The 24,890-nt window shown below is 43.5% G+C and carries 27 protein-coding genes; 8 read left to right on the top strand and 19 right to left on the bottom strand.

The features are described from left to right. Positions 1-9: 9 nt before the first annotated feature. From cobU to cobT, 3 genes are read right to left on the bottom strand one after another with little or no spacing between them, the layout of a single operon-like run. A complete protein-coding gene (cobU, locus tag ACVA54_RS04695; protein ID WP_099078098.1) occupies positions 10-543 on the bottom strand; it encodes a bifunctional adenosylcobinamide kinase/adenosylcobinamide-phosphate guanylyltransferase in 534 nt (177 codons plus the stop codon). Beyond that, positions 540-1,328, bottom strand: a complete 789-nt coding sequence (locus ACVA54_RS04690; RefSeq protein WP_446649453.1) for an adenosylcobinamide-GDP ribazoletransferase — start codon at positions 1,326-1,328, stop codon at positions 540-542. Before ACVA54_RS04690 ends, cobU begins: the two co-directional genes overlap by 4 nt. Positions 1,329-1,345: 17 nt before the next feature. Continuing rightward, entirely contained in the window at positions 1,346-2,389 is a 1,044-nt protein-coding gene (cobT, locus tag ACVA54_RS04685) for a nicotinate-nucleotide--dimethylbenzimidazole phosphoribosyltransferase (protein ID WP_446643621.1), read from the bottom strand. A 581-nt stretch (positions 2,390-2,970) separates the two neighbouring features. On the opposite strand from cobT, the gene ACVA54_RS04680 reads away from it, so the two are divergent. Together ACVA54_RS04680 and ACVA54_RS04675 are read left to right on the top strand one after the other, a co-directional pair. Continuing rightward, entirely contained in the window at positions 2,971-3,666 is a 696-nt protein-coding gene (locus ACVA54_RS04680; RefSeq protein WP_099078100.1) for an NAD(P)H-binding protein, read from the top strand. A 216-nt stretch (positions 3,667-3,882) separates the two neighbouring features. Next, a complete protein-coding gene (locus tag ACVA54_RS04675) occupies positions 3,883-4,503 on the top strand; it encodes an HAD family hydrolase (protein WP_446649427.1) in 621 nt (206 codons plus the stop codon). Positions 4,504-5,264: 761 nt separating this feature from the next. On the opposite strand, the gene ACVA54_RS04670 is transcribed toward ACVA54_RS04675, so the two are convergent. The 13 genes from ACVA54_RS04670 to ACVA54_RS04610 all read right to left on the bottom strand — a co-directional run bounded on the left by ACVA54_RS04670 (position 5,265) and on the right by ACVA54_RS04610 (position 16,113). Next, positions 5,265-6,134, bottom strand: a complete 870-nt coding sequence (locus tag ACVA54_RS04670; protein WP_099078102.1) for an L-ribulose-5-phosphate 3-epimerase — start codon at positions 6,132-6,134, stop codon at positions 5,265-5,267. A 9-nt stretch (positions 6,135-6,143) separates the two neighbouring features. Beyond that, positions 6,144-6,902, bottom strand: coding sequence for an IclR family transcriptional regulator (locus ACVA54_RS04665; protein WP_099078103.1), 759 nt, complete (start codon positions 6,900-6,902; stop codon positions 6,144-6,146). 7 nt (positions 6,903-6,909) lie between these two features. Next, the gene (locus ACVA54_RS04660) at positions 6,910-7,554 is read right to left on the bottom strand and encodes a 3-keto-L-gulonate-6-phosphate decarboxylase UlaD (RefSeq protein WP_119464678.1); all 645 of its coding nucleotides are present in this window, start codon (positions 7,552-7,554) and stop codon (positions 6,910-6,912) included. Next, positions 7,547-9,040, bottom strand: a complete 1,494-nt coding sequence (locus ACVA54_RS04655; protein WP_446631702.1) for an FGGY-family carbohydrate kinase — start codon at positions 9,038-9,040, stop codon at positions 7,547-7,549. The genes ACVA54_RS04660 and ACVA54_RS04655 overlap by 8 nt, the downstream gene beginning before the upstream one ends. Continuing rightward, the gene (locus ACVA54_RS04650) at positions 9,040-9,528 is read right to left on the bottom strand and encodes a YhcH/YjgK/YiaL family protein (protein ID WP_099078106.1); all 489 of its coding nucleotides are present in this window, start codon (positions 9,526-9,528) and stop codon (positions 9,040-9,042) included. The genes ACVA54_RS04655 and ACVA54_RS04650 overlap by 1 nt, the downstream gene beginning before the upstream one ends. A 23-nt stretch (positions 9,529-9,551) precedes the next feature. Next, complete coding sequence (locus tag ACVA54_RS04645; RefSeq protein ID WP_099078107.1) at positions 9,552-10,367, bottom strand: Cof-type HAD-IIB family hydrolase; 816 nt, start codon at positions 10,365-10,367, stop codon at positions 9,552-9,554. Between the two features lie 11 nt (positions 10,368-10,378). Then, positions 10,379-11,071: an L-ribulose-5-phosphate 4-epimerase gene (locus tag ACVA54_RS04640; protein WP_099078108.1), complete on the bottom strand. Its 693-nt coding sequence runs from the start codon at positions 11,069-11,071 to the stop codon at positions 10,379-10,381. Between the two features lie 91 nt (positions 11,072-11,162). Then, positions 11,163-12,137: a TRAP transporter substrate-binding protein gene (locus ACVA54_RS04635; protein ID WP_099078109.1), complete on the bottom strand. Its 975-nt coding sequence runs from the start codon at positions 12,135-12,137 to the stop codon at positions 11,163-11,165. A gap of 21 nt (positions 12,138-12,158) precedes the next feature. Continuing rightward, the gene (locus ACVA54_RS04630) at positions 12,159-13,439 is read right to left on the bottom strand and encodes a TRAP transporter large permease subunit (protein WP_099078110.1); all 1,281 of its coding nucleotides are present in this window, start codon (positions 13,437-13,439) and stop codon (positions 12,159-12,161) included. Next, positions 13,439-13,927: a TRAP transporter small permease gene (locus tag ACVA54_RS04625; RefSeq protein ID WP_099078111.1), complete on the bottom strand. Its 489-nt coding sequence runs from the start codon at positions 13,925-13,927 to the stop codon at positions 13,439-13,441. Before ACVA54_RS04625 ends, ACVA54_RS04630 begins: the two co-directional genes overlap by 1 nt. Positions 13,928-13,951: 24 nt before the next feature. Then, positions 13,952-14,953, bottom strand: coding sequence for a 3-dehydro-L-gulonate 2-dehydrogenase (gene yiaK, locus ACVA54_RS04620; protein ID WP_446579264.1), 1,002 nt, complete (start codon positions 14,951-14,953; stop codon positions 13,952-13,954). A 607-nt stretch (positions 14,954-15,560) separates the two neighbouring features. Further along, entirely contained in the window at positions 15,561-15,695 is a 135-nt protein-coding gene (locus ACVA54_RS04615; RefSeq protein WP_301182216.1) for a hypothetical protein, read from the bottom strand. Between the two features lie 205 nt (positions 15,696-15,900). Then, on the bottom strand, positions 15,901-16,113 hold the full coding sequence (locus ACVA54_RS04610) for a hypothetical protein (protein ID WP_253252649.1): 213 nt from the start codon (positions 16,111-16,113) through the stop codon (positions 15,901-15,903). Positions 16,114-16,292: 179 nt separating this feature from the next. Between ACVA54_RS04610 and sbcB the strand changes: the two genes are divergently transcribed. From sbcB to purT, 5 genes are all read left to right on the top strand, one after another. Beyond that, the gene (sbcB, locus tag ACVA54_RS04605) at positions 16,293-17,714 is read left to right on the top strand and encodes an exodeoxyribonuclease I (protein WP_099078113.1); all 1,422 of its coding nucleotides are present in this window, start codon (positions 16,293-16,295) and stop codon (positions 17,712-17,714) included. 58 nt (positions 17,715-17,772) lie between these two features. Further along, positions 17,773-18,147 carry a CidA/LrgA family protein gene (locus tag ACVA54_RS04600; protein WP_099078114.1) on the top strand — a complete coding sequence of 125 codons (375 nt, stop codon included), beginning with the start codon at positions 17,773-17,775 and terminating at the stop codon, positions 18,145-18,147. A gap of 1 nt (position 18,148) precedes the next feature. Continuing rightward, positions 18,149-18,826, top strand: coding sequence for an LrgB family protein (locus ACVA54_RS04595; RefSeq protein WP_446649426.1), 678 nt, complete (start codon positions 18,149-18,151; stop codon positions 18,824-18,826). A 248-nt stretch (positions 18,827-19,074) separates the two neighbouring features. Continuing rightward, positions 19,075-19,962 carry a cytidine deaminase gene (gene cdd / locus ACVA54_RS04590; RefSeq protein ID WP_099078116.1) on the top strand — a complete coding sequence of 296 codons (888 nt, stop codon included), beginning with the start codon at positions 19,075-19,077 and terminating at the stop codon, positions 19,960-19,962. A 145-nt stretch (positions 19,963-20,107) separates the two neighbouring features. Further along, positions 20,108-21,283: a formate-dependent phosphoribosylglycinamide formyltransferase gene (purT, locus tag ACVA54_RS04585; RefSeq protein WP_446579262.1), complete on the top strand. Its 1,176-nt coding sequence runs from the start codon at positions 20,108-20,110 to the stop codon at positions 21,281-21,283. Positions 21,284-21,358: 75 nt separating this feature from the next. Here purT and ACVA54_RS04580 read toward each other — a convergent pair whose 3' ends face one another. Beyond that, positions 21,359-22,009, bottom strand: a complete 651-nt coding sequence (locus ACVA54_RS04580; RefSeq protein WP_446619203.1) for a thiopurine S-methyltransferase — start codon at positions 22,007-22,009, stop codon at positions 21,359-21,361. A 343-nt stretch (positions 22,010-22,352) separates the two neighbouring features. On the opposite strand from ACVA54_RS04580, the gene ACVA54_RS04575 reads away from it, so the two are divergent. After that, positions 22,353-23,126, top strand: coding sequence for a phosphoribosylglycinamide formyltransferase (locus ACVA54_RS04575; protein WP_099078119.1), 774 nt, complete (start codon positions 22,353-22,355; stop codon positions 23,124-23,126). A gap of 91 nt (positions 23,127-23,217) precedes the next feature. Here ACVA54_RS04575 and ihfA read toward each other — a convergent pair whose 3' ends face one another. Both ihfA and ACVA54_RS04565 read right to left on the bottom strand, forming a co-directional pair. Then, positions 23,218-23,514: an integration host factor subunit alpha gene (gene ihfA / locus ACVA54_RS04570; RefSeq protein WP_099078120.1), complete on the bottom strand. Its 297-nt coding sequence runs from the start codon at positions 23,512-23,514 to the stop codon at positions 23,218-23,220. Between the two features lie 414 nt (positions 23,515-23,928). Beyond that, positions 23,929-24,459 carry a 3'-5' exonuclease gene (locus tag ACVA54_RS04565; protein WP_099078121.1) on the bottom strand — a complete coding sequence of 177 codons (531 nt, stop codon included), beginning with the start codon at positions 24,457-24,459 and terminating at the stop codon, positions 23,929-23,931. Between the last annotated feature and the right edge of the window lie 431 nt (positions 24,460-24,890).

The raw sequence follows: 24,890 nt of genomic DNA, 5'->3' as shown, positions 1-24,890 counted from the left end.
ATTGATATTCTATGATTTCAGTTCAAGAGGCAAGCCTGCGGCCACAAAGGTCACTTGATCGCACACCTGAGCCAACTGCTGATGCATTCTCCCTGCATTATCGACAAAGTAGCGACTTACTGCACCAAGTGGGACGATGCCCAATCCCACTTCGTTAGACACAAAAATCAGTGTCGCATTTGAGCTAGACACTGCTTTTACGAGTTTTTCAATCTGTGCTTCTAGCTGCTCATTACAGCAACCGTCACCCAATTCAAATATCCAGTTGTTAATCCAAAGCGTTAAGCAATCCACCAGCACAACATCTTTTAGGCCGAAGCTACTAATAAGCTCTGGCAGATGTAGTGGGCACTCATGCTCTTGCCAACCTTCCCCTCGCTGCTTCTGATGGTGTGTGATACGTTGCTGCATCTCTTCATCAAATGGTAGTGCCGTCGCGACATAATGCAGCATCGATTGGTTTTCTTTCGCCCAGTGCAGCGCTCTGCTTTCTGCCAAACTGGATTTTCCGGAGCGAGCTCCGCCTAGGATGAGTTGCTTCATGATATGTGGTAAAACGCAATAAGAGTGAGATAAACAAGTAGCTCGGACAATTGTTGAGCCGCCCCAAGACAATCCCCCGTAAAACCACCAATGCGTTGTGTTAACCAACGCTTAAAGCCAATGCGAAACAGTGCTAGAACCAGCGCGATGATCACCGCCTGACTCACGCCAAGTAAAAGCGCGACAACACCACTAGTGAATAGCAAGATCGTCACTTCTAAGCTTGATTGCTTATTCGCTAGCGGTTTACTTTTCGAGGTGTCAGCATCACTGACATAAGGCATGTCATAAATCAGCGTGGCAGCCAATGCCCGACTCACGGTATAAGCCACGACAATGATCAACCAAAACTGAGGTACTCTGACTAGCTCGCTCCAGAATACAAATTTTGCTAACAGCGCCATCACCAGCGTCACCGCACCATAAGTGCCAATGCGACTGTCTTTCATAATTGATAAACGACGCTCTATGGTCATTCCACCGCCAATACCATCGGCCGTATCGGTCAGTCCGTCTTCGTGGAACGCCCCCGTTAACAGCAGGCTAAAAGCCATGGTTAACACTATCGCGACAGAAGGAGGAAAGAGAAGCGCAGTCAGTGAAAATACCACCGCGCATAGCAAGCCAAGTACCACACCAACGAGTGCGAAGTATCGACCCGCTTGATTCATACGTTCGTCACTGTAAGGTAAATGGGCAGGAACCGGCAAACGGCTAAAAAAGCTAACCGCTAACAGAAAAAGCTCGCCTTGATACCGCAGCGAACGAGTTTCTGATGACGTCATATTTTCAGAACAAGACACTAAACCGTTACTCCTGCACTCTCAAAGCTCGCCATTTTGTTGTAAAACTGAGCGGCTGCTTTGACGAGAGGTAATGCCAGCGCAGCGCCTGTACCCTCACCTAACCGCAAACCCAGATCTAACAGTGGCTCTGCTTTTAGGCACTCCAAAACAAATTTGTGACCATTTTCTTCAGAGTGGTGAGCAAACAACATGTAGTCACGCGTTTCTGCATCCAATAAGGTCGCGACATAAGCAGCAACAGAGACAATAAATCCATCGACTAGTACTGGCGTTTTAAGGCGCTTGGCTTCAAGAAATGCTCCCACCATCTGCACGATTTCAAATCCCCCCACTTGCGCTAATACGCCTTTGGCATCTAGCTCGTGGCAACGACTCACAGCTTGCGCAACCAACTTGATTTTACGGTTCAATTGCTCTTGAGCGATGCCGGTACCATAACCGACACAATGCTCGACTTCCAAAGGACTGAGTGCTGTTAACAGTGCAGAAGCGGAGCTTGTATTACCAATTCCCATCTCACCGAACATGAGTAAGTTTGAACCGTTTTGAATGCTTTGTTCAGCCACTTTTGCACCAAATTCTAAGCCCAAGCCAACTTGCTCTAGAGACATTGCGGTTTGCTTAGAAAAGTTTGCGGTACCGTTACCTAATCGCTTTTCAATCAAATTAGGATGATGTTTAAAATCAGGAACCAACGTATCGATTGGCGATAGCATGCCACAGTCGATCACTTTAAAATCGATTTGGTTAATATCGCAAAAGCAGTTAATCGCTGCGCCGCCCGCTAAAAAATTAGCAACCATTTGTTGTGTGACCGCGCTTGGAGCAATGCTTATGCCCTCTTCAGCAATACCATGGTCACCGGCAAAGATCAGCATAATTGGATTACAGATTTCTATATTGTCAACCGCTTGTGACTTACCTTGACTTTGAATGAGCGCAAGTTCTAATGCGATCTTCTCAAGTTGGCCAAGTGCTCCTAAAGGTTTGGTTTTGTTATCAATGCGCGCTTGAATTTCGGGGACAAAAGAGCGTTCCATGATGATGGTTCCTTTCTATTTATTTTGGGCGAGCGACAGAGAAAGCGTGTTCCAACCAAGCGATAAAACTACCTTGGCGATAATGTGCTAAAATTAACGTTCATGCGACGTCCTTGGTCTTAGAAAATCTTTTGAGATTTAAAATCTCTTAATTTGTAGATAGGACAAGTGTACCCCTCTTCTACCCAATTTCATCTGATTTTCTGTGTTAAAAGGCGTTTTTGTCATTTTAAGTTTCATTTTGATAAGCACATGAATTTACCAAATTAGTTTACTCCTTTAGACCAAGTCCAAAGCGTTGTCTGCTATGTATACCCAAGTAACCTCGAGATGCTTGGTTCAGCGTATCTAATACTAAAAAGTGAGGAACCATGTTTGCCAATCAAAGTCGCCGTCCCGCGAAAAAAAGTAAGTCTAATCCCCCACGCCATCGCCGGCGAGCCATTCCCTTGTCATTTTCCTAATCAAACGACCCGCACACTCTGCGGGTCACTTTGATGAGTTAAACACGACTTAAATGCCGAGGGGGATGAAATACGCTACACTAGCGTATGCAGCTGTTCTCAATAAGGAAGAATACCATGAGTAACGATACAAACGCCTGTGTGATTATCGCCGGAGCGACAGGGTTAGTAGGTAAAGAAATCGTTACCAACCTAGTGTCACAGTCTGGCATTGAAACCTTGTATTGCCTTTCTCGTCGAACTTTGGATGAGGTATCTGATCCTGAAAATAAAATCATTCCTATCATCGATGCAGACCTTTCTATCCACCACTGGGATGAACAACAACCGACGCCAAAAATTGGTTTCATTTGTTTGGGTACCACGCTTAAACAAGCGGGCAGCAAAGAAAACTTACGTAAAGTTGATGTCGAGCTAGTGTGTAAGGTCGCGCAACAAATGAAAATGATTGGGGTGAAACGCTTAGCCGTTGTCTCTAGCTTAGGTGCAAATGCCACCTCCTTATCCCATTACCTCGCTTGCAAAGGGCAGATGGAAAAGACCATTGAGAAGATAGGATTTGAAGAGGTGGTCTTTGTTCGACCTGGACCTCTCGTTGGAGAACGGACAACGCCACGTAAAGATGAAAGGCTGCTTCAAAGTGTTTTCAAGGTCATTCGCCCACTTATGATAGGAAAGTTGGCTGATTTCGTTCCAATTAACGCGAAAGACGTTGCCAACGCGATGATTTATCAAGTATTCAGCTACCAGAAAGATCCTGTGGTCTATCTGCATAGACGTGACATGCTCGATTTATTGCATCATTACGACTGACGTTAGGCACTTCGCCTTCCTGCATGCCCGTGTAGCATGACAAGTTACTAGGCGACTCGGTCTGGGAGTAATTCTATGCACTCGCAGAGTCATTGTATCTAAAACATCGCTCCGTCATGTCTCAATCAATATTTGCGACACAACCAAAACTTCTGGTACGAATCACCTTGTTAGCTGTACAATTTTCGTTAAATGTGAACAAATAAATAGTTAAGAATGCTAGAGCCAAATTTAGATAAATACCAAGCAATTATCTTTGATTTAGACGGAACCTTGATAAACTCTATGGTCGCTCACGCTGCTGCTTGGGAACAAACCTGCAATAAATTCAATATTCCCTACGACAAGGAGTGGCTTGATGATCTGGGTGGCATGCCCTCTCGCAAAGTTGCACTTGAGATTATCAAACGTTATGCGCTGACAATCGATCCCATCGCTGTTACAAAAGACAAAATTGCAAATTTTGAGGTGATTGAGAACAAGGGAAATATTATTCCTCAAATATACAACCTTCTAAAAGAGTATCAACGTTCTAAAAAGATAGGCATTGGAACTGGTGCTCAATACCGACATGCCAAAGAGATCCTAGACGCCACCGATATTCAGAGCCGCATTGAAGCTTTGGTTACTTCTGATGACGTAGAGAATCATAAACCTAATCCAGATACCTTCTTGAGAGTTGCGGAAAAGCTCAATACTGATACCGAAAAGTGTGTCGTATTCGAAGATACGACCATTGGTCGACAGGCAGCTAACAGAGCAGGGATGGATTGCTATCTCGTCAAACATGGCGAAATTATCGACTTCTACCCTGCAATTAAAACTAGAGAAGAATAATGAAAGAGTGCCTTATCGCTCCCTCTATACTTTCTTCCACTCTTGTTCGTCTTGGTTAAGATGCCGCCAATATCACTAGGTGCCGAATCTGACGTTTGGTCACACAGAAAAACCACACTGAATTTTCGTAATAAAACCACACATCTTGTTGACAGCCATCACACTTAGGTGCAAATTAGCCACATATCACACACTAAGATAAGAAAATACATGAACTCTAAAGTAATGACGGAAAAAAACAACGAGACTCTAGTAAAACCTTCTCTTCTAGGCGAGATGCAATTTTTCGCTAAACTAACTCTTGCCATGACTGCAATCGTAATACTAGTTTCATCAGCTTGGTTCTAATCTTTTAGAATTTAAGCCCGATAGAAAGTGTGTAGTGCGGTGTCAATTGAGCCTCTTATACATACTACCTTCCTAAAAAGATGCCATTGCAATAGATTATAGATTGACGACCCGTTCTCTTATCTGCGTTGAGAGTAAAGAGACATAAGTAATATACCAAGTAGGCCATTGGGAAGAACATCACCATTTTATAATCAAGTTCAAAGACTTCTTTGTATCGTGGTATCAAAGAGTGACTACAAACAATGATTATGCCCCTAATAAAGAATATCAACGAAAACAGCAGAGGTGTGTCATTTATAGAACACATCTTTAAAGATATTTCTCTACCTAGCGAAAAATAAATGAGAAAATAAAAAGCAGAAGTTACCTCCTGCTCTTCCTCTCAACAAGTAATGGTGTTTGTCTTAGCGTTAAAGATCTAAACCAGATTTATTAGCAATACGTTTAAGGGTTGATTTTGCCTGTTTGATATCTTCTAGCCAATTGTCATTCTGCGCCCACATCTCAATCACCAGCGGAGAACTGTAGTCTATCTCTGCTAATGTCTTAAAAATGGCTGCGAAATCTACCTGACCTTCACCAATAACCAGATCACGGAACTGCCCTTGACACGTTTCCGACACTCGCAGAGTGTCCTTCAAGTGGACTTGAACTAGATGATCACGACTCAGTTTTAACTCGGTACATACATCGTAATTCCACCCTGAGATGTTGCCTACATCTGGGTAAGCCATAAAGTATGGTGATGGAATCTCACGCTTAAGTACTTCAAACTTACTCAATGAGTTAAGGTAAGGCGTATCCATTATCTCAACACCTAACATAATACCTGCACGCTCTGCCATCTTCGTAGCTTCTTTCATGCCTTCAATAAAGCGAGTATGAGTCTCAGCTGATTGTGATTCATAGTAAACGTCGTAGCCTGCCATTTGAATACAGCGAATACCTAGCTTATAAGCAAGAGCGATGGCCTTATCCATGATGACAAAAGATTCCTTGCGCACGGCTTCATCCATTGAACCAAAAGGGAACTTACGGTGGGCACTCAAACACATCGATTGAAAAGGCATCTCGTACTTTTCACAAAGTCTGCGCAATTCATAAATCTCTGCGTCAGACCAATCCAATCGCGCTCGACGTTCTTCAGTTTCATCGACTGAAATTTCAACAAAGTCAAAGCCTAGTTCTTTCGCATAAATGAAACGTTCTTCCCACGTCAGAGAAGTTGGCATTGCCTTCTCGTAAATACCTAATCTGAATTTGTTTTTTGAATCAAACATCTTTATTCCTTAAAAGAGTTGTTGTTCGATACTTTCAGTAACTTTTTTAATTTTCCTTGCTAACTCTTCGTAGCCTAGTGCTTTCATTTTTGGTGTTAGCGAAGAAACACTTACTGCATATACCGGAAATTTATTTTTATCGAAAATAGGCACAGCCACGCATGAAATACCCGCTTCATTCTCTTCATCATCAAGGGCATAACCTTGCTCTTTAATCTGCTCAAGAACCTTGAAAAAGTCTCCTTTATCCAAGATGGTATTTTCGGTTAATGGCTTCATCGTGCTTGCGTTACGTTGCCAGTACGCCTCACGTACTGTCTCTGGACTAAACGCCAAGTAGCACTTACCCGCTGCCGAGCAATACATTGGTGAATGCAAACCAACATAAGTTCGGGTTCTAAATGATGCATCTGCTGGCTCAAATTTATCCTTAAAGATAATGTTGTCAGCATCAAAAGAGAGGAAGTTCACCGTCTGTTTTACATCAAGTAACAGACCTTCAAGGTGAGGTTTAACCGCTCCTGTCACATCAGAGTTTAATGCTGTGTGACCGAGGTGAACGAGTTTCATCGTCAATCGGTACTCCTTACCTGATAGCATTTGAGCCACGTAACCAGAAGCTTCAAACGTTGATAAGATGCGATGAATTGATGACTTATTAAATCCAGTCCCCTCAGAAATTTTTTGCAGCGAAACACCATTAGGGTAATCCCCGAGGAATTCCAATACAGTTAAGGCTTTAGACAGCGATTTAATTTGTTCACTCATATAAGTACTACCAGTGTTTTCCTATTTCTCTGTGGAAGTTATCCGCGATCTCACATCCATTTTCACCAGCCAATGCTCGGCCAGCTATGAAAGATTTTGCAGTAAGGTTCTTAAATAAATGCAGATCTTCTGGAACAATACCACCTGTTATAGATAGTTCAATTCCCAGTTCAGATAAATTTTTCATTTTGGCTAAATCTTCCTTGGTCCAACTTACACCAGCAAGCTCAGCATCACGTGAACGGTGGTAAATTGCTTGAGTAATGCCCATATCAATCCACGCCTTCGCATCTTCTAATGTCCAGTGACCATAAAGCTCGATTTGAACTTCACCACCAAACTCATCGGTCACTTTTTTCGCCGAGCGGATAGTCTCAATATGTGCTGCTGCACTCACTGTTACCCAGTTCGCCCCAGCCTCCATTGCAAGGCGAGTCAAGATAGCACTGGCATCGGTAATTTTCATATCGCATACAATGGTATGATTCGGGTACTTCTCACGCACAACCCGCACACTGTCTACCCCATGGGCAAACGCCAAAATTGTACCGACTTCAATCACATCTAATTTGTCTGCTACCTTTTCAACTGATACGAGTGCAGTTTGAATATCGGTTGCATCAAGTGCCATTTGTAGTAATGGTCTAGACATCACTCTCTTCCTCAAATTGTTTGAATAGCTCTACCAGTCGCTGATAATTTTTGAATTTTTTCTGATAGCGTTGGTAGTTGTCTCTGTTTGGATAAATTCGCTTACTGCCAGTCGCTAGTGTGTTGCTACACTCTTTTAGTGAAGTAAACTCACCTGCACCAACCATAGCCACCATTGCCGCTCCCAAAGAGCCGGTTTCATCAAGACTTGAAACTTCAACAGTCAATCCAGTTAGGTCCGCAAGCATCTGCATCCATACTGGGCTTGATGATGGACCACCAGTAACTTTAAGTACATCCGCCTTAGGGAAACGCTGACGCATACGCTCCAAATGAACGTTATGGCAGAATAGAATACCTTCCCAGATCGCTTGAATCGTATGGCCCTTGGTGTGGTGAGACTGCAAACCATAGAAGCCGGACTTAAGACCAAGACCTGCATTTGAGCCATATAGGAATGGTATAAAGTAGATACTACTGCTTGCTGGCTCTAGGGCTTCGACTAAGGCTTGGTTTTCAGCATGGTTTAGTTCACCGTCTTCACCTAGATAGTCAGCAAACCACTCATAGTTTCCTGCTGAAGTGGGACTAGCTTCATGAATGATATACTCACCATCAACCGCGTAGTGGCCATAGACAAAGTTATGTGATGCCTCTGTTACCTGCTTGGAGATACCAGAGGTTACCGCCCAAGTGCCCATTACATAGTTCAGTGTCTCCTCTGAGGAATTGATTCCAGAGCAGACTGCAGTTGAAACAACATCAAACAGACCACCAAACACTGGTGTGCCCTCACTTAACCCTGTTTCTGCTGCAACTTGTGCTGTGACTTTGCCAGCTTGCTGCTGTGGTGTCACAACAGGAGGCAATGCGTTCCAGATCTCTTCAATGCCAAAAGTCTCAAGCAAAGATTTGTCATATTGCCCAGTAATTGAATTGAAGAAGTTACTCTCCGAAATATTGGTTAACTCTGCCGCAACCTCACCCGTTAGGCGATAACGTAGGTAGTCATGAGACATCAGTACCGCACCAATTTGGTTATAGCGCTCGAAGTCGTTCTCTTTAATCCAACGGATAATAGAGACAGGGTGCCCGGTCCAAAGCGTTTGCAGAGTGGTTGGATAGATCTCTTGTGCCTTACCTTCCGCTAGCCACTGTTTAACTATTGGCAATGCACGCGAGTCCGAAGACATAATGCCATAGCCTAGGTTCTTCCCTTGCTTATCAAGTAGATAAACTCCCTTACCTTGAGCTGAAATGCTAAGCCCTTTGATTGCTGTTGGGTCAACCTGTGTTGTGCCAATGAGCTGTTTAATCACCGTCACCGCATTTGACCAAAGTGCGTCTAAGTCTCGCTCAACCCAACCTTGTTTGTCATTAATGACGCTTGCTGAAACACGCGCTAAACCTTGTTGCTCACCCTTTGCGTTGAACAGTGCGGCCTTCATAAACGTACCGCCTGAATCAATACCAATGTAGTAATTCATTATTTCGCTTCCAGTAAATCGTTGTGAATCTTCACCACTAACTTTCGCACTGGCTCACTGTTGCCATCTTCGATGTTGGTGACGTGGACGATATTCGGAGTGAATAGGTAGAACTGGTTCGGTGTCGCTTTAATAAAGTTAAGCTCAACACCTTCAGCCTTGTAAAACTGTAAGTCACGGTGTTCTAGGTATGGCTCCGCATCAATGTGCTCGCCAGTGTCGAAGGACCAAGCCATCGTTTCTGAGCCACGCAGAACAATCTGTAGATCTGAGTGGTACTTATGTACTTCTGGCTGAAAGTTTTCTAAAGGCTCTTTTTCGTATTCTAGAACCACAAACCACGCTCGATTCGACTCAAAGCTCGGCAACTCATGACGACCCAGCCCCAAAGATTGAGTATCTAAGCTATTGAGGTATTCAAGGACATTTTGCACAACAACCGGGTATGACTTAGTCATCAGTGTTGGCTGAGTATTTCCAACTAACATATAAATTCTCTTTTCACGAACTTCTACAGCAGCAACTCACGCAGTAAGTTAGCTAGGCTCGTTTCATCATCATTTGATTTTTCTGTTACAAGATTGGCATTCGCTTTCACCGTTTCATCGGCGTTTTGCATCGCAATACCAAGGCCAGCTGCGCTAAGCATCGAAATATCATTATGGTTATCTCCCACTGCAATACACTCCCCTAATGAGATGCCTAGAGGTTGAATATAATCACTAAGTGCATTGCCTTTTGTATTACCAGCGGCTGAGAAGTCAACACGATCAACCCAAGATCGTTCACCATTAAAGTTTTGTTTTACAAATGGAAGATTGGCAAAACTATCAATGTCTCTTCCCTCAACAACAAACTTCCAAACAAATTCTGTTTGTTGCACCTCATGGTGGAAGTCCTCCACTTTCTGAATATTTGGGCGCTTCTCTACAGGGAATGTTTGGGACCATTCTAGCAGCGAATCCATATAGGCAATTGGACGCTTTACTGAATAGAGCATTGCATCACGAGCATACATCACCATTTTCATACCATGCGCTTCAGAGATAGAAATAAACTCAGCGGCATTCTGTTTTGAGATTGAATTTTCATTTACAACAGAGTCTGTTGCGTAATCAAAAACATAAGTGCCGTTACAGCAGATTATTGGCGTTGTCAGCCCCAGCATGTCGTAGTAAGGTTTTGCCGCAATATGATGACGACCCGTGACAATCACGACGTGTGTCTGCCGCGAAATTTCCTCAATGACTTCCACCAAAGTTGGGCCGATGGAATGTGCTGAGTTCAATACTGTTCCATCAAGATCTAACGCCAATAATTTATGCATAGTTGCTGCCTTTATTTCTGACCATAGTAAGAATTAGCACCGTGCTTACGACTATAGTGCTTATCCAGTAGCTCTCGTTGAATAGCAATTTCAGGGTTAATGGCACGAGTCGCGGTTGCCATTGCAGCAATTTCTTCCATTACGACTGCATTGTGTACTGCATCTGTTCCGTCTTTACCCCAAGTAAAAGGGGCATGACCACAAATAATTGCACCAGGCATGGCAGTAGGATCGATATCGCGTTTACTAAACTCTTCTATAATTACAAGACCAGTATTTTTTTCGTAATCGTTACTAATCTCTTCAATTGTTAACTGCCGGGTACATGGTACGTCCCCATAAAAATAATCAGCATGAGTAGTACCTAAGGCCGGGATATCTTTACCTGCTTGGGCCCAAATGGTCGCGTTGCGAGAGTGCGTATGTACGATGCCACCAATACTTGGGAATGCCTTATAGAGTTCGATATGTGTCGCAGTATCGCTTGATGGATTTAAGTGGCCTTCAACATGATTACCCTCGAGATCAATAACTACAATGTCGTCTGTTGTCATAACATCATATTCAACACCAGAAGGCTTTATAGCGATTACACCGCGTTCTCGGTCAATTTCAGAAACATTACCCCAGGTAAACGTAACTAGGCCATACTTAGGTAGTTGCAAGTTTGCTTTTAGCACTCGCTCTTTGAGTTCTTGGTACATAAATGCCTGCCGATATTTTGATAATTTAATTCATGAAGTCGGGTAGAAATTAGGCTACCCCGTAGAAGATACAGGGTGACCTAGTCCGGAACTATTTAGCTGCAACTTTGATCTTGTTGATCATAGTGTCACCATTCTTCTCAATATATGCACTCCATACTGGTTGGATAGCCTTTTGGAATGCGGCACCATCTACGTCACGGTTAACTTTCATACCGTTCGCTTCTAGTTTAGCGATCATCTCATCTTCTTTTTCGATGCTTAGCTTACGTTGCATTGCTACTGCTTCAGTTGCTACTTCTTCAATAACTTTTTGCTCTTCAGCGCTTAGATTATTGAACTTACGTAAGTTCATCGTTAGAACTAGTGGAGAATATGCATGCTGGGTAAGGCTCAGATACTTCTGTACTTCATCAAACTTAAATGACAACGTAACTGAAATTGGGTGATCTTGAGAGTCAACAACCCCTGTCTCTAGAGCAGTGTATAGTTCAGCAACTGGAAGCTGTTGAGGGTTAGCACCAAGTTCATTAAACATATCGTTTAGTGCTTTCGAGCCATTCACGCGCATTTGTAAACCTTTCACATCAGCCGGAACACGAATTGGTTTTTCGTTGTTCGTCATGTTACGGTAGCCATTTTCTGGGTAACCAAGCCCTTTTAAGCCAAACTTCTCAAAGTTTTTCAAAACCTCTTTACCTGGTTCGCCATCAAGTACCTTATAAGCCGTTTCACGATTAGGGAACATGAACGGTAATGTGAAGGCTGCAGACTCAGGCATCATACCGTTGTAGTTATTTAGACCAACCATCGCAAAGTCAACGATACCTGCACGACTGCCATCGATCATTTGCTTATCATTGCCAAGCTGGCCTTGAGGATAGATATTGATCTTAATATCGCCGTTTGTACGAGCTTCAACTTCTTTTTTAAAGAACAGAGACAGATCCTGTTGAAGGTCTGATTCTGGTGCCGCATGAGCCAGTTTCAAAGTCGTTGCAGCAAAAGCGTTTGAGCCCATTGCGATTGTTGATGCTATTACAGTGAGTTTTAGTAGGGTTTTCATTTTTATTTTCTCCATCGAGGGTTAACCAATGACAAATGACATTGGTATAGTGATGATGCTCGGAAAGATGATAAACAACGTGAGCAGAGCTATGTAGGCGCCAATGAATGGAAGTACTCCTTTCACCGCCGTTGACATTGGAACTTTAGCGACACCACACACCACATTGAGTACCGTGCCTACAGGAGGCGTAATTAGGCCAATTGAACAGTTAATTACAAACAGCAGGCCAAAATACGTAGGGTCGATGCCGGCCATTTTGATAACAGGCATCAATAAAGGAACAAGAATTAGGATTGTTGGGCTTAAATCCATTACCATGCCAACACACAATACCAGTAGCATGATCACTGCCATAAGTAGACGTGGGCTATCAACCAGTGGGCCTAACATTTCTGCAAGTTGTTGAGGAAGCTGGGCGACGGTAATTAGCCAAGCTGCTACCATTGCACAACCAACCAAGAACATAACCATTGCGGTCGATCTGCCAGCGTTGATTACTATTTCATAGAATTTCTTAATGGTTAGCTCGCGGTAAACAAACGTCGAAATAAAGATTGCGTATACCGCTGCAACAACTGCTGCTTCTGTTGGTGTAAAGATACCGAATCGAATACCAACAATGATGATAATCGGTAGCAATAGTGCCCAAACACCATCTTTCAGTGCTGCACGTTTCTCTGTTTTGGTCGCTTTTGGCGATGTATCTAGATTCTCTTTTCGAACCGTCATACGCCAAACAAACATCAACGTTACCCCCATCAACACGCCGGGTACGATACCGCCAAGGAATAGGTTTTTAATTGAAATACCGCCAGCAACACCAACTAAAATCAGTGGGATTGATGGTGGAATAACGGGTGCAATGATACCGCCTGACGCTAGTAGACCCATTGAAGGAGCTTCCGGGTATTTTGCCGCTTTCATCATAGGGTAAAGAATACTAACCAGTGCTGCTGCGTCCGCCACTGCAGAGCCTGATAGACCGGCAAGCAGTACCGAAGTCATGATAGCCACATAGCCTAATCCACCCTGACGGTGACCAACGTAAGTTGTTGCTAGTCGAACAATACGTTGAGATAAACCGCCCGACGCCATTACTTCACCCGCGATTAGGAAGAATGGAATCGCAAGCAATGTAAAGCTGTCTACACCATTAATTAAAGACTGCGCAAGAATGTCTGCACTAAAGAAATCCATCTGAACCATGAGCGCCATTGAAGACAATAGCAACGCAAACGCAACAGGAAGACCAAGTAAGATTGAGACAATCAATACCGATAAGAAAATGGCCAACGTCATTATTCGTTCTCCTCTTCTAGACTATCTAACTGCCAATCCGGCTTGAAGATGCGCACAAAAGCAATCACCCCCATCAATGCACCAGAAACAACACCAGCTAGATAAAATAATGCTGAAGGAAGCCCTGTAAGTTGAGAAATATCTGACCAGTTAGACATCATTTGACGGTAAGAACCTACATAGAGCATGCCAACAGAAATCAGTACAACCACCCAACAAATACGTCTTAGTACAGGTACTGCTTTCGGGAATAATCGTTCAGAAAACTCCGACACAGCAAGGTGTTCACCACGGCGCAGCACCACTGCTGCACCGAGCATTACTACCCATACAAGACCAAGGCGAGATAGTTCTACTGAGGGACGAAGGCCAGAAGAAAAGCCATAGCGCAACACCACGTTGGTGAACACCAGCACGATCATGCAAGTCAAAATGATTGCCATCATCACATCTATGCTTTTCCAAATACTCTTTAGCACACTTTGCATAAAGCTTTCCCCACCTATGGTAAATTACAGAGACGTAATTTGTTCCCAGATACCGTCATTAATTTCGATACCACCGGCTGCTTCATGTTTATCAATGAAGTTTTGGATTTCAGAACCTGCAATCATTACTGAACCTGATTCAGCAGGCTCAGAAGCAAGTACGTAATCACGAATGCGCTTCATCTCTTTTGCGTATTGGCCTTCATCCATTGTCTTGCTTAGGTCGATAGCGATTAGGAATTGAGATACACCAAACTCACCACCCATATCTTCAGTGAGAGCGGGTACTGAGTTACCACCAGTGATGGCTGTAAGCATCATGTCGAGTACGATTGCCATCGAAGAACCTTTCCAGAACCCCATAGGCAGTAGACGCTTGTTTTCCCATAGAACATGTGGGTCTTTGGTTAGCTCACCGTTGTTGTCAAAACCACCAACAACCGGAAGCTCTTTATCTGCTAATACATAGTTTTGTAGTTGCCCGTATGAGAACTGGCTCATTGAGCAGTCAACAACTACTGGTGGCTCGCCTGCAATTGCCATAATTAGCGGGTTTGAGCCAATGCGGTGATCCTTGCCACCCCACGCAGGCATAACTGCAATTGAGTTAGTAGATGCAATACCAGCAAAACCTTCACGTGCCATTTTTAGGACATAAGCCCCACCTCGCATCCAGTGGTTTGAGTTACGCATACCCACCATGCCGATGCCGTAGTCACTTGCTAGCTCCATTGCACGCTCAGCACAGATAAGACCATTTAGAACACCTGGCCCAAAGTTGCAGTCCCACTGTTCAAGTGCGCCCATGCGGTTCACACACTCAGGTTCCGCATTAAGTTTGATTTGCCCCTTATCGACTTGATCTATGAAAACAGGAAAGCGATTAATGCCATGTGAATAAGTACCTTCATTCGCCATCTCTACAAAGCCAGCAGCAAGTTTAGTTGCCATTTCAGCTTTCATTTCACGGGCTAGTAAGATGCGTTCGTATTCTTGTTGTAGTTTTTCAATTGATACTAGAGGCATTGCCTTTCTCCAAAGATTATTAATTCCGCCATACGGAATTAATAATTGCTACAATTCCATTTTTTGTCATTATTTCTTACCAAGAAGTTTGACACCATACAAACTTTAATCATAAGTGTATGTTTTTAATAGCATTTTTAGAGAAAGTACAAATTGTGACCACAAACGCAAAGTTATTATAATGCGAAACAAAATAAGCACGATTTTTGAACAAATTCACAGATATAATATTGGAAACTTTGTATTTGAGCCCAGAGAGATTCCGTAATACGAAATATAATTGAGATCTTAATTCGCAATACGGAACAAAAATTTCGTAATTACTAATTTAAAAGACTTAAAAAACCTATCGTATACTTCGGATCAGACCGATTAGTCATTTCCGCTGTTTTTCATTCGTCACACCATGACCCGTTGGTTACGCGCTTATGGCTGCAGGTCAGTGGAGCACCACAGTGCTGGGGCATCGTCCTGATAAAGCGACGCTGCCCCAATCGCAACCGCTTAGTTTCCTGCCATGATGGCCGCCCATAACGTTCTTGAGCGCATTTTACGCGGGCTACAGGGTCGTGAGGGCCTGCGTTTAGAACGCTTCACGTGGTGAGTGTCATGCGTACCAGAACGTAAACGTTTCTCGCTTAATCGACAGTCCTTTATTTTTGCTATACTGATTTACTGCCGATATTGTGATTGGTTTGAGAATTGATGCCCCCGGAAATAGGTGATCATCATAGATATTCATCAACCTTTCCAACATTGGTTTTATATGTTTAGGAATGGGCCTGCGGATAGGATTGGCTGTTTTGCTAAGTTCTGGTTCAACTGTCTAGATATCATTGGCCACATCGAAATGTCTTCGTTTAGACGTACGGAGTTCTTAAAATTGATTCCCCCCCGAAAGTGCAATCTCGGGATATCTTCCCTCTTCTCTCAACTCAAGCATCCTTTTATGGATTTGCCTTGCATTTTAAAGAGTGATTATCGGATACTTGCCAATACGAATACGTTTTTTTTGCCGTTAAATCTGCAACGATATTGAAATGTGATGTTTGCTTTGGCGATATTTTCGCAATCAGTCCCTCACCGTCATTCAGTTCTGCTGGGCCGTCATATTCACTTAACTTCGCAATAGCTTTTAACTGGTTGTCTGTGATACTCAAGGTACCCCCTTAGATTTGGACGCAGCATTCACAAAAATCGGACGCACATTTGGACGCAAATGAAAATGTAAAACACTTCAAAACAATAAAAGCCCAGTAAAAAAACAGTACATAAGGCAACGCTAATCTACTGATAAAAAAGGACTATTTTGAAGAATAACGAACAAAAAGTGAAAACTATGAACAATTCAGAACAACCGACATTCTTCTTCTTTGACTATGAGACTTGGGGAACCAACCCTGCCAAAGATCGTCCAAGTCAGTTCGCTGGCGTTCGTACCGACGAAAACTTTAATATCATCGGCGAACCGCTCGTGATGTATTGTCGACCACCTGCTGATTATCTCCCTTCACCAGAAGCAGCGCTAATTACGGGAATTACACCACAAAAAGCCATGCAAGAAGGCCTTCCCGAGCCTGAGTTTATTGCCAAAATTCACGCAGAACTTGCAAAGCCGAATACGACCAGTCTGGGCTATAACAGTATCCGCTTCGATGATGAGGTGACTCGCTATACCTGTTACCGCAATTTTATTGATCCGTATGCATGGAGTTGGCAAAACGGTAACTCTCGTTGGGATATGCTTGATGTGATGCGTGCATGTCATGCATTACGCCCTGAAGGTATTGAGTGGCCGGAAAACGATGAAGGGTTCATTAGTTTTAAACTTGAGCACCTATCCGTAGCCAATGGCATTGAACACAGCAACGCTCACGATGCAATGGCAGACGTGATTGCGACGATTGAAATGACCAAGAAGATCAAAGCGGCACAACCTAAGCTGTTTGATTACTTCCTCTCTATGCGTAATAAACGTAAACTGAATGAGTTGGTCGACATCGTAAACATGACGCCATTGATGCACGTTTCAGGCATGCTTGGACGCGAGTGTCAGTACACCAGTTGGATTGTTCCGGTGGCTTGGCACCCAACCAACAACAACGCTGTGATTACCATCGACCTCGCGAAAGATCCACAGCCAATACTTGAGCTTTCGGCCGAAGAGTTACACGAACGTCTTTACACCAAACGCAGTGAGTTAGGTGATTTGCTGCCGGTACCGGTCAAACTTGTGCACCTGAATAAATGCCCGATCCTTGCTCCAGCCAAGACGTTAACCGCGGAAAATGCAGAATCGATCGGTATTGATCGTCAGCAGTGTTTAAACAATCTTGCACTGCTTCGTCAGCACCCAGAAATTCGTGAAAAACTCATTAGTCTATTTGCGACTGAACGTGCATTCGATAAGAGCGATGACGTGGATACGCAGTTGTACGATGGATTCTTCTCCCCTGCAGATCGCGCGGCCATGGACATTATTCGCGAAACCGATCCAAATAACCTTGCCGCGTTGAATATCGAGTTTGACGATAAACGCATCAAGCCGCTGTTATTCCGCTATCGTGCACGCCATTACTCAAACACGCTAGATGAACAAGAGCAAAGATGCTGGGCACAACATTGCCGTGAGGTGTTTGAAAGTCAAATTGAAGAGTACATGCTGAATTTAGAAAACTTAGTTCACGAACATGAAAGTGATGAAAAAAAGATAGCGATACTAAAATCTGTGTATCGCTATATAGAGAGTTTAGCCTCATAACTTTCTCCTTAATTCCAGCGCACCTTCGGGTGTGCTTGTTGTTTTATATGCCAACAAAATGAAAAAAGAACGATTATTACAACTGGTCCATGTTTTTATTTCCCTCGCATTGATCATGGGTGCACTCGGTATCGGTAACACGATTCAAAAATACACAGCCATCTCAGTTCCTGGCAGCGTGATTGGCATGCTTGTGCTGTTTCTGTCTATGGTCTTGGGTATCATAAAAGTGGAATGGGTTAAGCTAGGGGCGACACTCTTTATTCGCTACATGATCTTACTATTTGTTCCAATCAGTGTGGGTCTTATGCAGCACTTCGACATGCTCATTGCAAACGCTCTACCTGTTTTGGCAAGTGCCGTCGGGGGATCACTGATCGTATTAGTTAGCCTTGCATGGTTCCTTAATTACCTGCTCAAGGAGAAAAACTGATATGTGGTTAATTGTCACGATTGTTGTGTTTCTCTCCGCTCGCCAAATTTCGATTAAGCTGAACAACCCAATAGCAAACCCGCTTTTGATCAGTATTTCCGTACTGATTCCACTGTTAACTTACTTAAAAGTGCCATTTGAAACTTACTATGCTGATAATCAATGGCTCAGCTTTTTACTTCAACCGGCAGTCGTTGCGCTTGCCTATCCTCTGTATGAGCAGCTACCACAGATCAAAGCCAATTGGCGCATTATTGCCTTGGCTTGCACTTTAGGCAGCGTCATGTCGATGCTTACAGCAACGCTTATCGCGGTCGCTTTCAAAGCCGACATCAGTCTCATCGCAAGCCTGATAGGCAAGTCCGTTACGACACCGATTGCAATGGAGATCTCCAGCTCCCTTGGCGGAGAAGCGGCAGTCGCGGCAATTCTGGTTCTGATTGTTGGCTTGTTTGGGGCTATTTTGGCTTACCCTATCTTCAACATCATCGGCATTAAGCACCCCATCGCACGTGGGTTAACAATGGGTACCGTTTCCCATGCTTTAGGTACGGCAACATGTGCGGAGAAACAACCTGGCGATGCAGCATTTTCTTCTTTAGCGTTAGTGCTGTGCGGCATTATTACTTCAATATTAGCACCAAGCTTCTTTGCTCTCGCGGTTTGGTTGTATCAATAACCCTCCGAGGCTTGCCAACGAAGGGCAAGCCTTTTTACTCGCGTATCAAACTCGCAATATGAAAAAGCGTTGATATAGTTATTTATGAGGCAAAGGTAACATTATCACTTAATGCAATCGAATACATGTGTGAGCTCACCCAAGCAATGAAATGAAATGGGTTATTGCACACACGAACATGATCTGGAGCACGGATTGTTTCCCTATTTCGCATAGAATAACTGTCCATGCAATAACAAGGATTCAACATGAAAAGTCGCATTGAACAGGCGCTAGCAAGCGCTCCCGAAGCACTTTCAAAACATCTTGCTCCTATCGTCCAAGCTGACGATTTTGATGCCACTCTTTCTGAGCAGCAATTTGAACAGCTGCTTACCGCTACAGGTCTAGCAGATAAAGAGCTTCGTGTTGCTCTGCTTCCTTTTGCCGCCGCATACTCTTATGCTCCAATTTCTGAATTCTATGTAGGTGCAATCGTTCGTGGTCTTTCCGGTCGCTTGTACTTCGGCGCAAACATGGAATTCTTTGGTGTTCAGCTAGGTCAAACCGTTCATGCCGAGCAATCGGCAATCAGCCATGCTTGGATGAAGGGCGAACGTGGCGTGAAAGACATCACCATTAACTTCAGTCCTTGTGGTCATTGTCGCCAGTTCATGAATGAACTATCGACCGCTAGTGAACTAAAAGTTCAGCTACCTGAACGTGAAGAAAAGTCACTGCATGAGTATTTACCAGAAGCATTTGGTCCAGCAGACCTAGGCGTCGAGTCTGGCTTAATGGCAGAGATGAAACATCAGTTCGCTTGTGATGAAGACGATGCACTGATTCAAAAAGCCGTTAATGCAATGAACATGAGCCACGCACCATACACAAACAATCTCAGTGGTTTAGCTCTAGAAATGACCGATGGACGCGTGTTCCAAGGTTCATACGCAGAGAATGCCGCCTTCAACCCAAGCCTCCCACCGTTACAAGTGGCTCTTATCCAAATATTGCTGGCCGGTGGAGAATTCGAGAATATTAAAGCCGCCGCATTAGTAGAAAACTCACAAGGTAAGATTAGTCACCTCGCTTGTACACAATCAACGCTAGAAGCGATTAACCCTGATATTCCTGTCAGTTTCGTAAACCTGTAATTACATTGAGTGCATCAGGAAAGCTCTACAACCGTAGAGCTTTTTTTATTGTAAAAAATCACACGCAAACGTTTGCTTGGCCGTAAAAATTCAGTATGATCCCCTGCAATTTCTGTTTCATCACTTTATTTTGTAAGGGAACACTATGTTCGGTACTGCAACTAGCACACATGCTACCCGTGTATTGCTTTTAGGCTCAGGCGAGCTTGGTAAAGAAGTGGCAATTGAATGCCAACGACTTGGCTTAGAAGTCATCGCCTGTGACCGTTACGCAAATGCGCCAGCGATGCAAGTCGCTCATCGTAGTTACGTTATCGATATGCTAGATGGACACGCACTAGAAGAGATCATCAATAAGGAGCAACCGGCTTACGTCGTTCCAGAAATTGAAGCCATCGCAACAGATAAATTGGTCGAACTCGAAGAGAAAGGCTTGAATGTTGTCCCTACAGCAAAAGCAACCAAACTGACCATGAACCGCGAAGGCATTCGTCGTCTGGCGGCGGAAGAGCTTGGCTTGACGACCTCCCCTTACCAATTTGCCGATAACTTTGAAGACTTCAAAGCGGCAGTTGAACACGTTGGCATTCCTTGTGTTGTGAAGCCTGTAATGAGCTCATCAGGTAAAGGTCAAAGCGTTATCAAAACGGAAGAAGACGTCCAAATCGCTTGGGATTACGCGCAAGAAGGTGGTCGTACAGGCGCAGGCCGTGTGATTGTAGAAGGCTTTATTGACTTCGACTACGAAATCACTCTTCTAACCGTACGCGCGGTTGATGGCGTGCATTTCTGTGCTCCGATTGGCCATCGCCAGGAAGACGGTGACTACCGTGAATCATGGCAGCCTCAAGCCATGTCTGACAACGCAATCAAAGCTGCAGAATACACCGCTGAAAAAGTGGTTAACGCGCTTGGTGGTTACGGCATCTTCGGTGTAGAACTGTTTGTTAAAGGCGATAAAGTGATCTTCAACGAAGTGTCCCCTCGTCCACATGACACTGGTATGGTGACAATGATTTCGCAAGAGATGTCGGAGTTTGCGTTACATGTTCGTGCATTTACCGGCATGCCAGTCAACAGCATCATTCAATATGGTCCCTCTGCATCGGCCGTTATTCTTGGCCAAGGCACATCGACGAATATCCGTTTCGACAACTTAGAAAAAGCATTGGCGCAGCCACAAACCCAAGTGCGTTTGTTTGGTAAGCCAGAAATCGATGGAAGACGCCGCTTAGGCGTGGTGTTAACTCGACGCAAGACCATCGATGACTCGCTTCAAGATGCGATAGAGTCTGCTTCAAAAGTAAATATCGTTTACTAACCTTATTGATAAAGTTGATAAACAAAAGCGCAGCTAAATTTGCTGCGCTTCTTCTTTGTTTAAGGTTATTTCGCCCTACTCGCTCTCGATTAAGTACACTTCTTCAGAAAAACGACTTAAACCTTTCTTGATGATTTTAGGATGATTCTCATCAGCTTGATCCACATTTAAACAAGCTACCTTGTATCCATTAAACAGCGTTTGTATCTCTTCGGCTGGCACACTGAAAGGAGGACCTGCCATTTCTTCTTGCACGTAGTTCAATGTCACCAGCAAAATTCGTCCGCCAGGTTTTAAAAGTTGCTTCACTCGGCCTGCGTATTCTTCTCGCATTTCCTGAGGTAGGGCAACGAGCGCGGCACGGTCGTAAATGATGTCGGCTTTAGACACAGGTGCGGTAAAGAAGTCCCCAGTGTAAATAGACAGTTCATCAAACTGATACAGTTCGTGCATCCCATTCACTGGGGTTACCGTCGGTGTATAGAAATGTTCCGCAAAAAATGCGCGTACTGCGATTTGGCTTAGCTCCACACCTTGAACGTCGTTATGTTTCGAAGCAAGCCAAATTAGGTCTTCTGACTTACCACATAAAGGAGCCAATACGGTGTCTTCGCGCTTTGGGTTCGTATATTGCCAAAATGCAGGCAATAGTGGGTTCACATCATCAAGGTGGAAACCAATTTGGTTACTGGCCCACTTGTTATGCCAAAATTCCTGATCTCTCATTTTACTTCTACTTTTGGTCGGCTGATTGATAATTATCACGAGCGATACGCTCTATTTTAGTGGGATAAGACTAATGATTTTTTCAAATTTGTCTATGCTGTTCATATTTTGTCAATCAAGCGATGGTAAGATAGTGTCCGTTCTGGATTGCACGCTTTCATTTTCTGCTTGTCAGAATGAAAGAAAGAAAAATGGTGATCTAAAACACGATTTCCCTAAATGGGTAGAAACGAACCTTGGAGTCTTTTGTAGAGCCCCATTTATTATGGTAGTACCTGATTTGCAAATCTTAGTGACTTTTTAGTTCCCTTTTTTCTAAGTGCAAGCAAGTTAAGGAGAGTGAATGAGCTTATTTTTACGTACTACAGCATTGATGCTTTTAGTACTAAGCCGTGCGCCGGCGTTCGCCGCACTTCCAAATGCCCCGAGCAACGAGCAAAACCGTTCTGAAAGTCAAAACGAGGTTTGCTCCAAATTATTCAAACACAGCCTTAGCGGTCTTTATGGTATTCAATCTATCGATGCCAAACCAACCCAACCGTATTCAGATTTCGATATTCTTTACACCAAAGCTCATCAAGCCCAGTTCGAGCTAGAAACCATCTGTAAAAGTACCGCCCTACTGACCGATGCCCAACCTTATTTTGTAGGTGTAAAATCCAAACATAGAGCCGAAGAAAAGATCGCTCATGAATTAGATGGTCAGGTAGAACGAATTACTGACCTTGCACGAGCTACTATCGTTGCAAATGATGTGGCTAGCCTCGTTTCAATTTACGAAACTCTGGAACGTGAAATAACCATCGTCAAAGTAAAAAACCGCTTTAAGAAACCCGTTGCCTCTGGTTACCGTGATTTAAACCTTCTCGTTCGCCTACCAAAAACCAACCTGATTGCCGAAATTCAGCTGCACTTAAAAGCCATTGCCGATGTAAAAAATGGTCCAGAGCATGACCTTTATGAGAAGATTCAGAAGGTTGAGCGTCAAGCCTTGATAGAAGGTCGAGACCTAAGCGAGTGGGAACTCGCATCCATCACACAAATGAAGAGCCAATCAAAAAACTGGTACCTGGAAGCTTGGCAGCCTTACTTAACCACACACTTGGAAGCAGCCTAATATATTAAGCATTAGAAACAACAAAACCACCTCTTAGGGTGGTTTTGTTTAAGCACAATATAATCCTTCAATCAGGATTTAATCGCTTGGTTTACTGTTCTTTTTTCAGATTCTCGACACGAGCCTTTAACTTTTGACCCGGACGAAACGTGACAACACGTCGAGCAGTAATAGGAATATCTTCACCGGTTTTCGGGTTACGACCAGGTCGTTCGTTTTTGTCACGAAGATCAAAATTACCGAAGCCTGATAGCTTTACCTGTTCGCCACTTTCAAGTGCCTTACGAATTTCTTCGAAAAACACCTCCACCGTCTCCTTGGCGTCCCGCTTACTAAATCCCAAATTATCAAACAGGTTTTCTGCAAGTTCGGCTTTTGTGAGCGCCATAAAACTTTCCTCAAAGCTATGTTAAACAATGCTACCTATATGTAGCGCCAGAGCAGTTTTACCCTACCAATTCAACAACATATCGGGCGTATATCAGCAAGTGTATGACAAGCTTATGATTTTCGCCAACTTTTTCTTGGCGAATATAAAAAATCTATCAAAGCTCATACTTGCGAGGCACTTCAAATTTCGAGTTTTAGTTTAGCATGCACCGAATATCAGAAATATATTGGTCATTAATACTAGTCTAAAATCAAACCTCAGTATTAAGCACTATTTAATAAAAACATCAGCGATGGTATGATTTACGAACAATTGACATAAACATATCGTAATTTCAGTAGCTTGTGTTAACAGCTATCGAGTTAGCGGAGATAAAGCTTTAGCCGTACTTACATCTTGATTTATAACTGGTTAGAGCATATACAATGCGAGTTTCGCTAAATTGTAAGCATCCACATAGCCCGAATGCTGACGCCCTTCCCATTCAATGTCTTTCGCTTCTTGAGCCGCTTTATGTCCAATACGTTTGTCTTTAAGGCGATTTTGAATACGATATAGCGTCGCTAGATTGATGAACTCCGTAAAGGGCGCATCGATGCCTTTTTCCTCGCATTCTTGCAGTAAAATAATGTCATCCCGACCCCAAGCCGCATATATTTTATTACGTCCACCAAAGTTCTTAATCATTGATTTGATCACCTCGGCGAGAGGACGTCCCTGCTTTTCGATTTTACGCGGAGTAATGCCGGTTAGCTCTACACAAAATAGCGATACTTCATCGTGCTCAGGCTTTACATAATACTGTGCACGTTTCACGATTTCGCCTTTAGACAAATCTATTTCAGCCAGGCCTACTTCAATGATCTCCCCTGTGCGGCCAACACCATTTTCGTTCCAACAGCACATTTCCAAATCGAAGCAAACGACACGGTTATGATTCATAGTCTGTCTTGATTCCTACACAAATTTGAGAGCGAGAGATTCTACCCCAACCAAGATAAAAACTCGAATTTGCTCGCTGAATTAATCACCATTCGCACGCGGTTAAGTGCTATTTTTTATTTATACTGATTGTCTTTAGAAAAGCGCAAATCCAGCAAGCTCAGTTTGCATTAGACTTAACATCAACTGAGCACTGATATCGCTCCAAACAGGCAGAAAATTAAAGTGAGATGGTCGCTAGATGGTAAAATTGCTGACATTTCGAATATCAGGGCAACCAAAAAGAACACGAATTACGGATAAACCAAAGTAACGGTGTCTACTGCGAGGTCTAATCGTTGCATTCTTATGCTAATCGAGGGCTAAAATCACGAATTATTGCAGCCTTAAGCCTTGAATATGCTACCATCCACCATCATTTTAATGTCTAA

Source organism: Vibrio sp. PNB23_22_6, from assembly GCF_052877535.1.
This window is presented reverse-complemented; position numbering and strand designations above follow the sequence as displayed.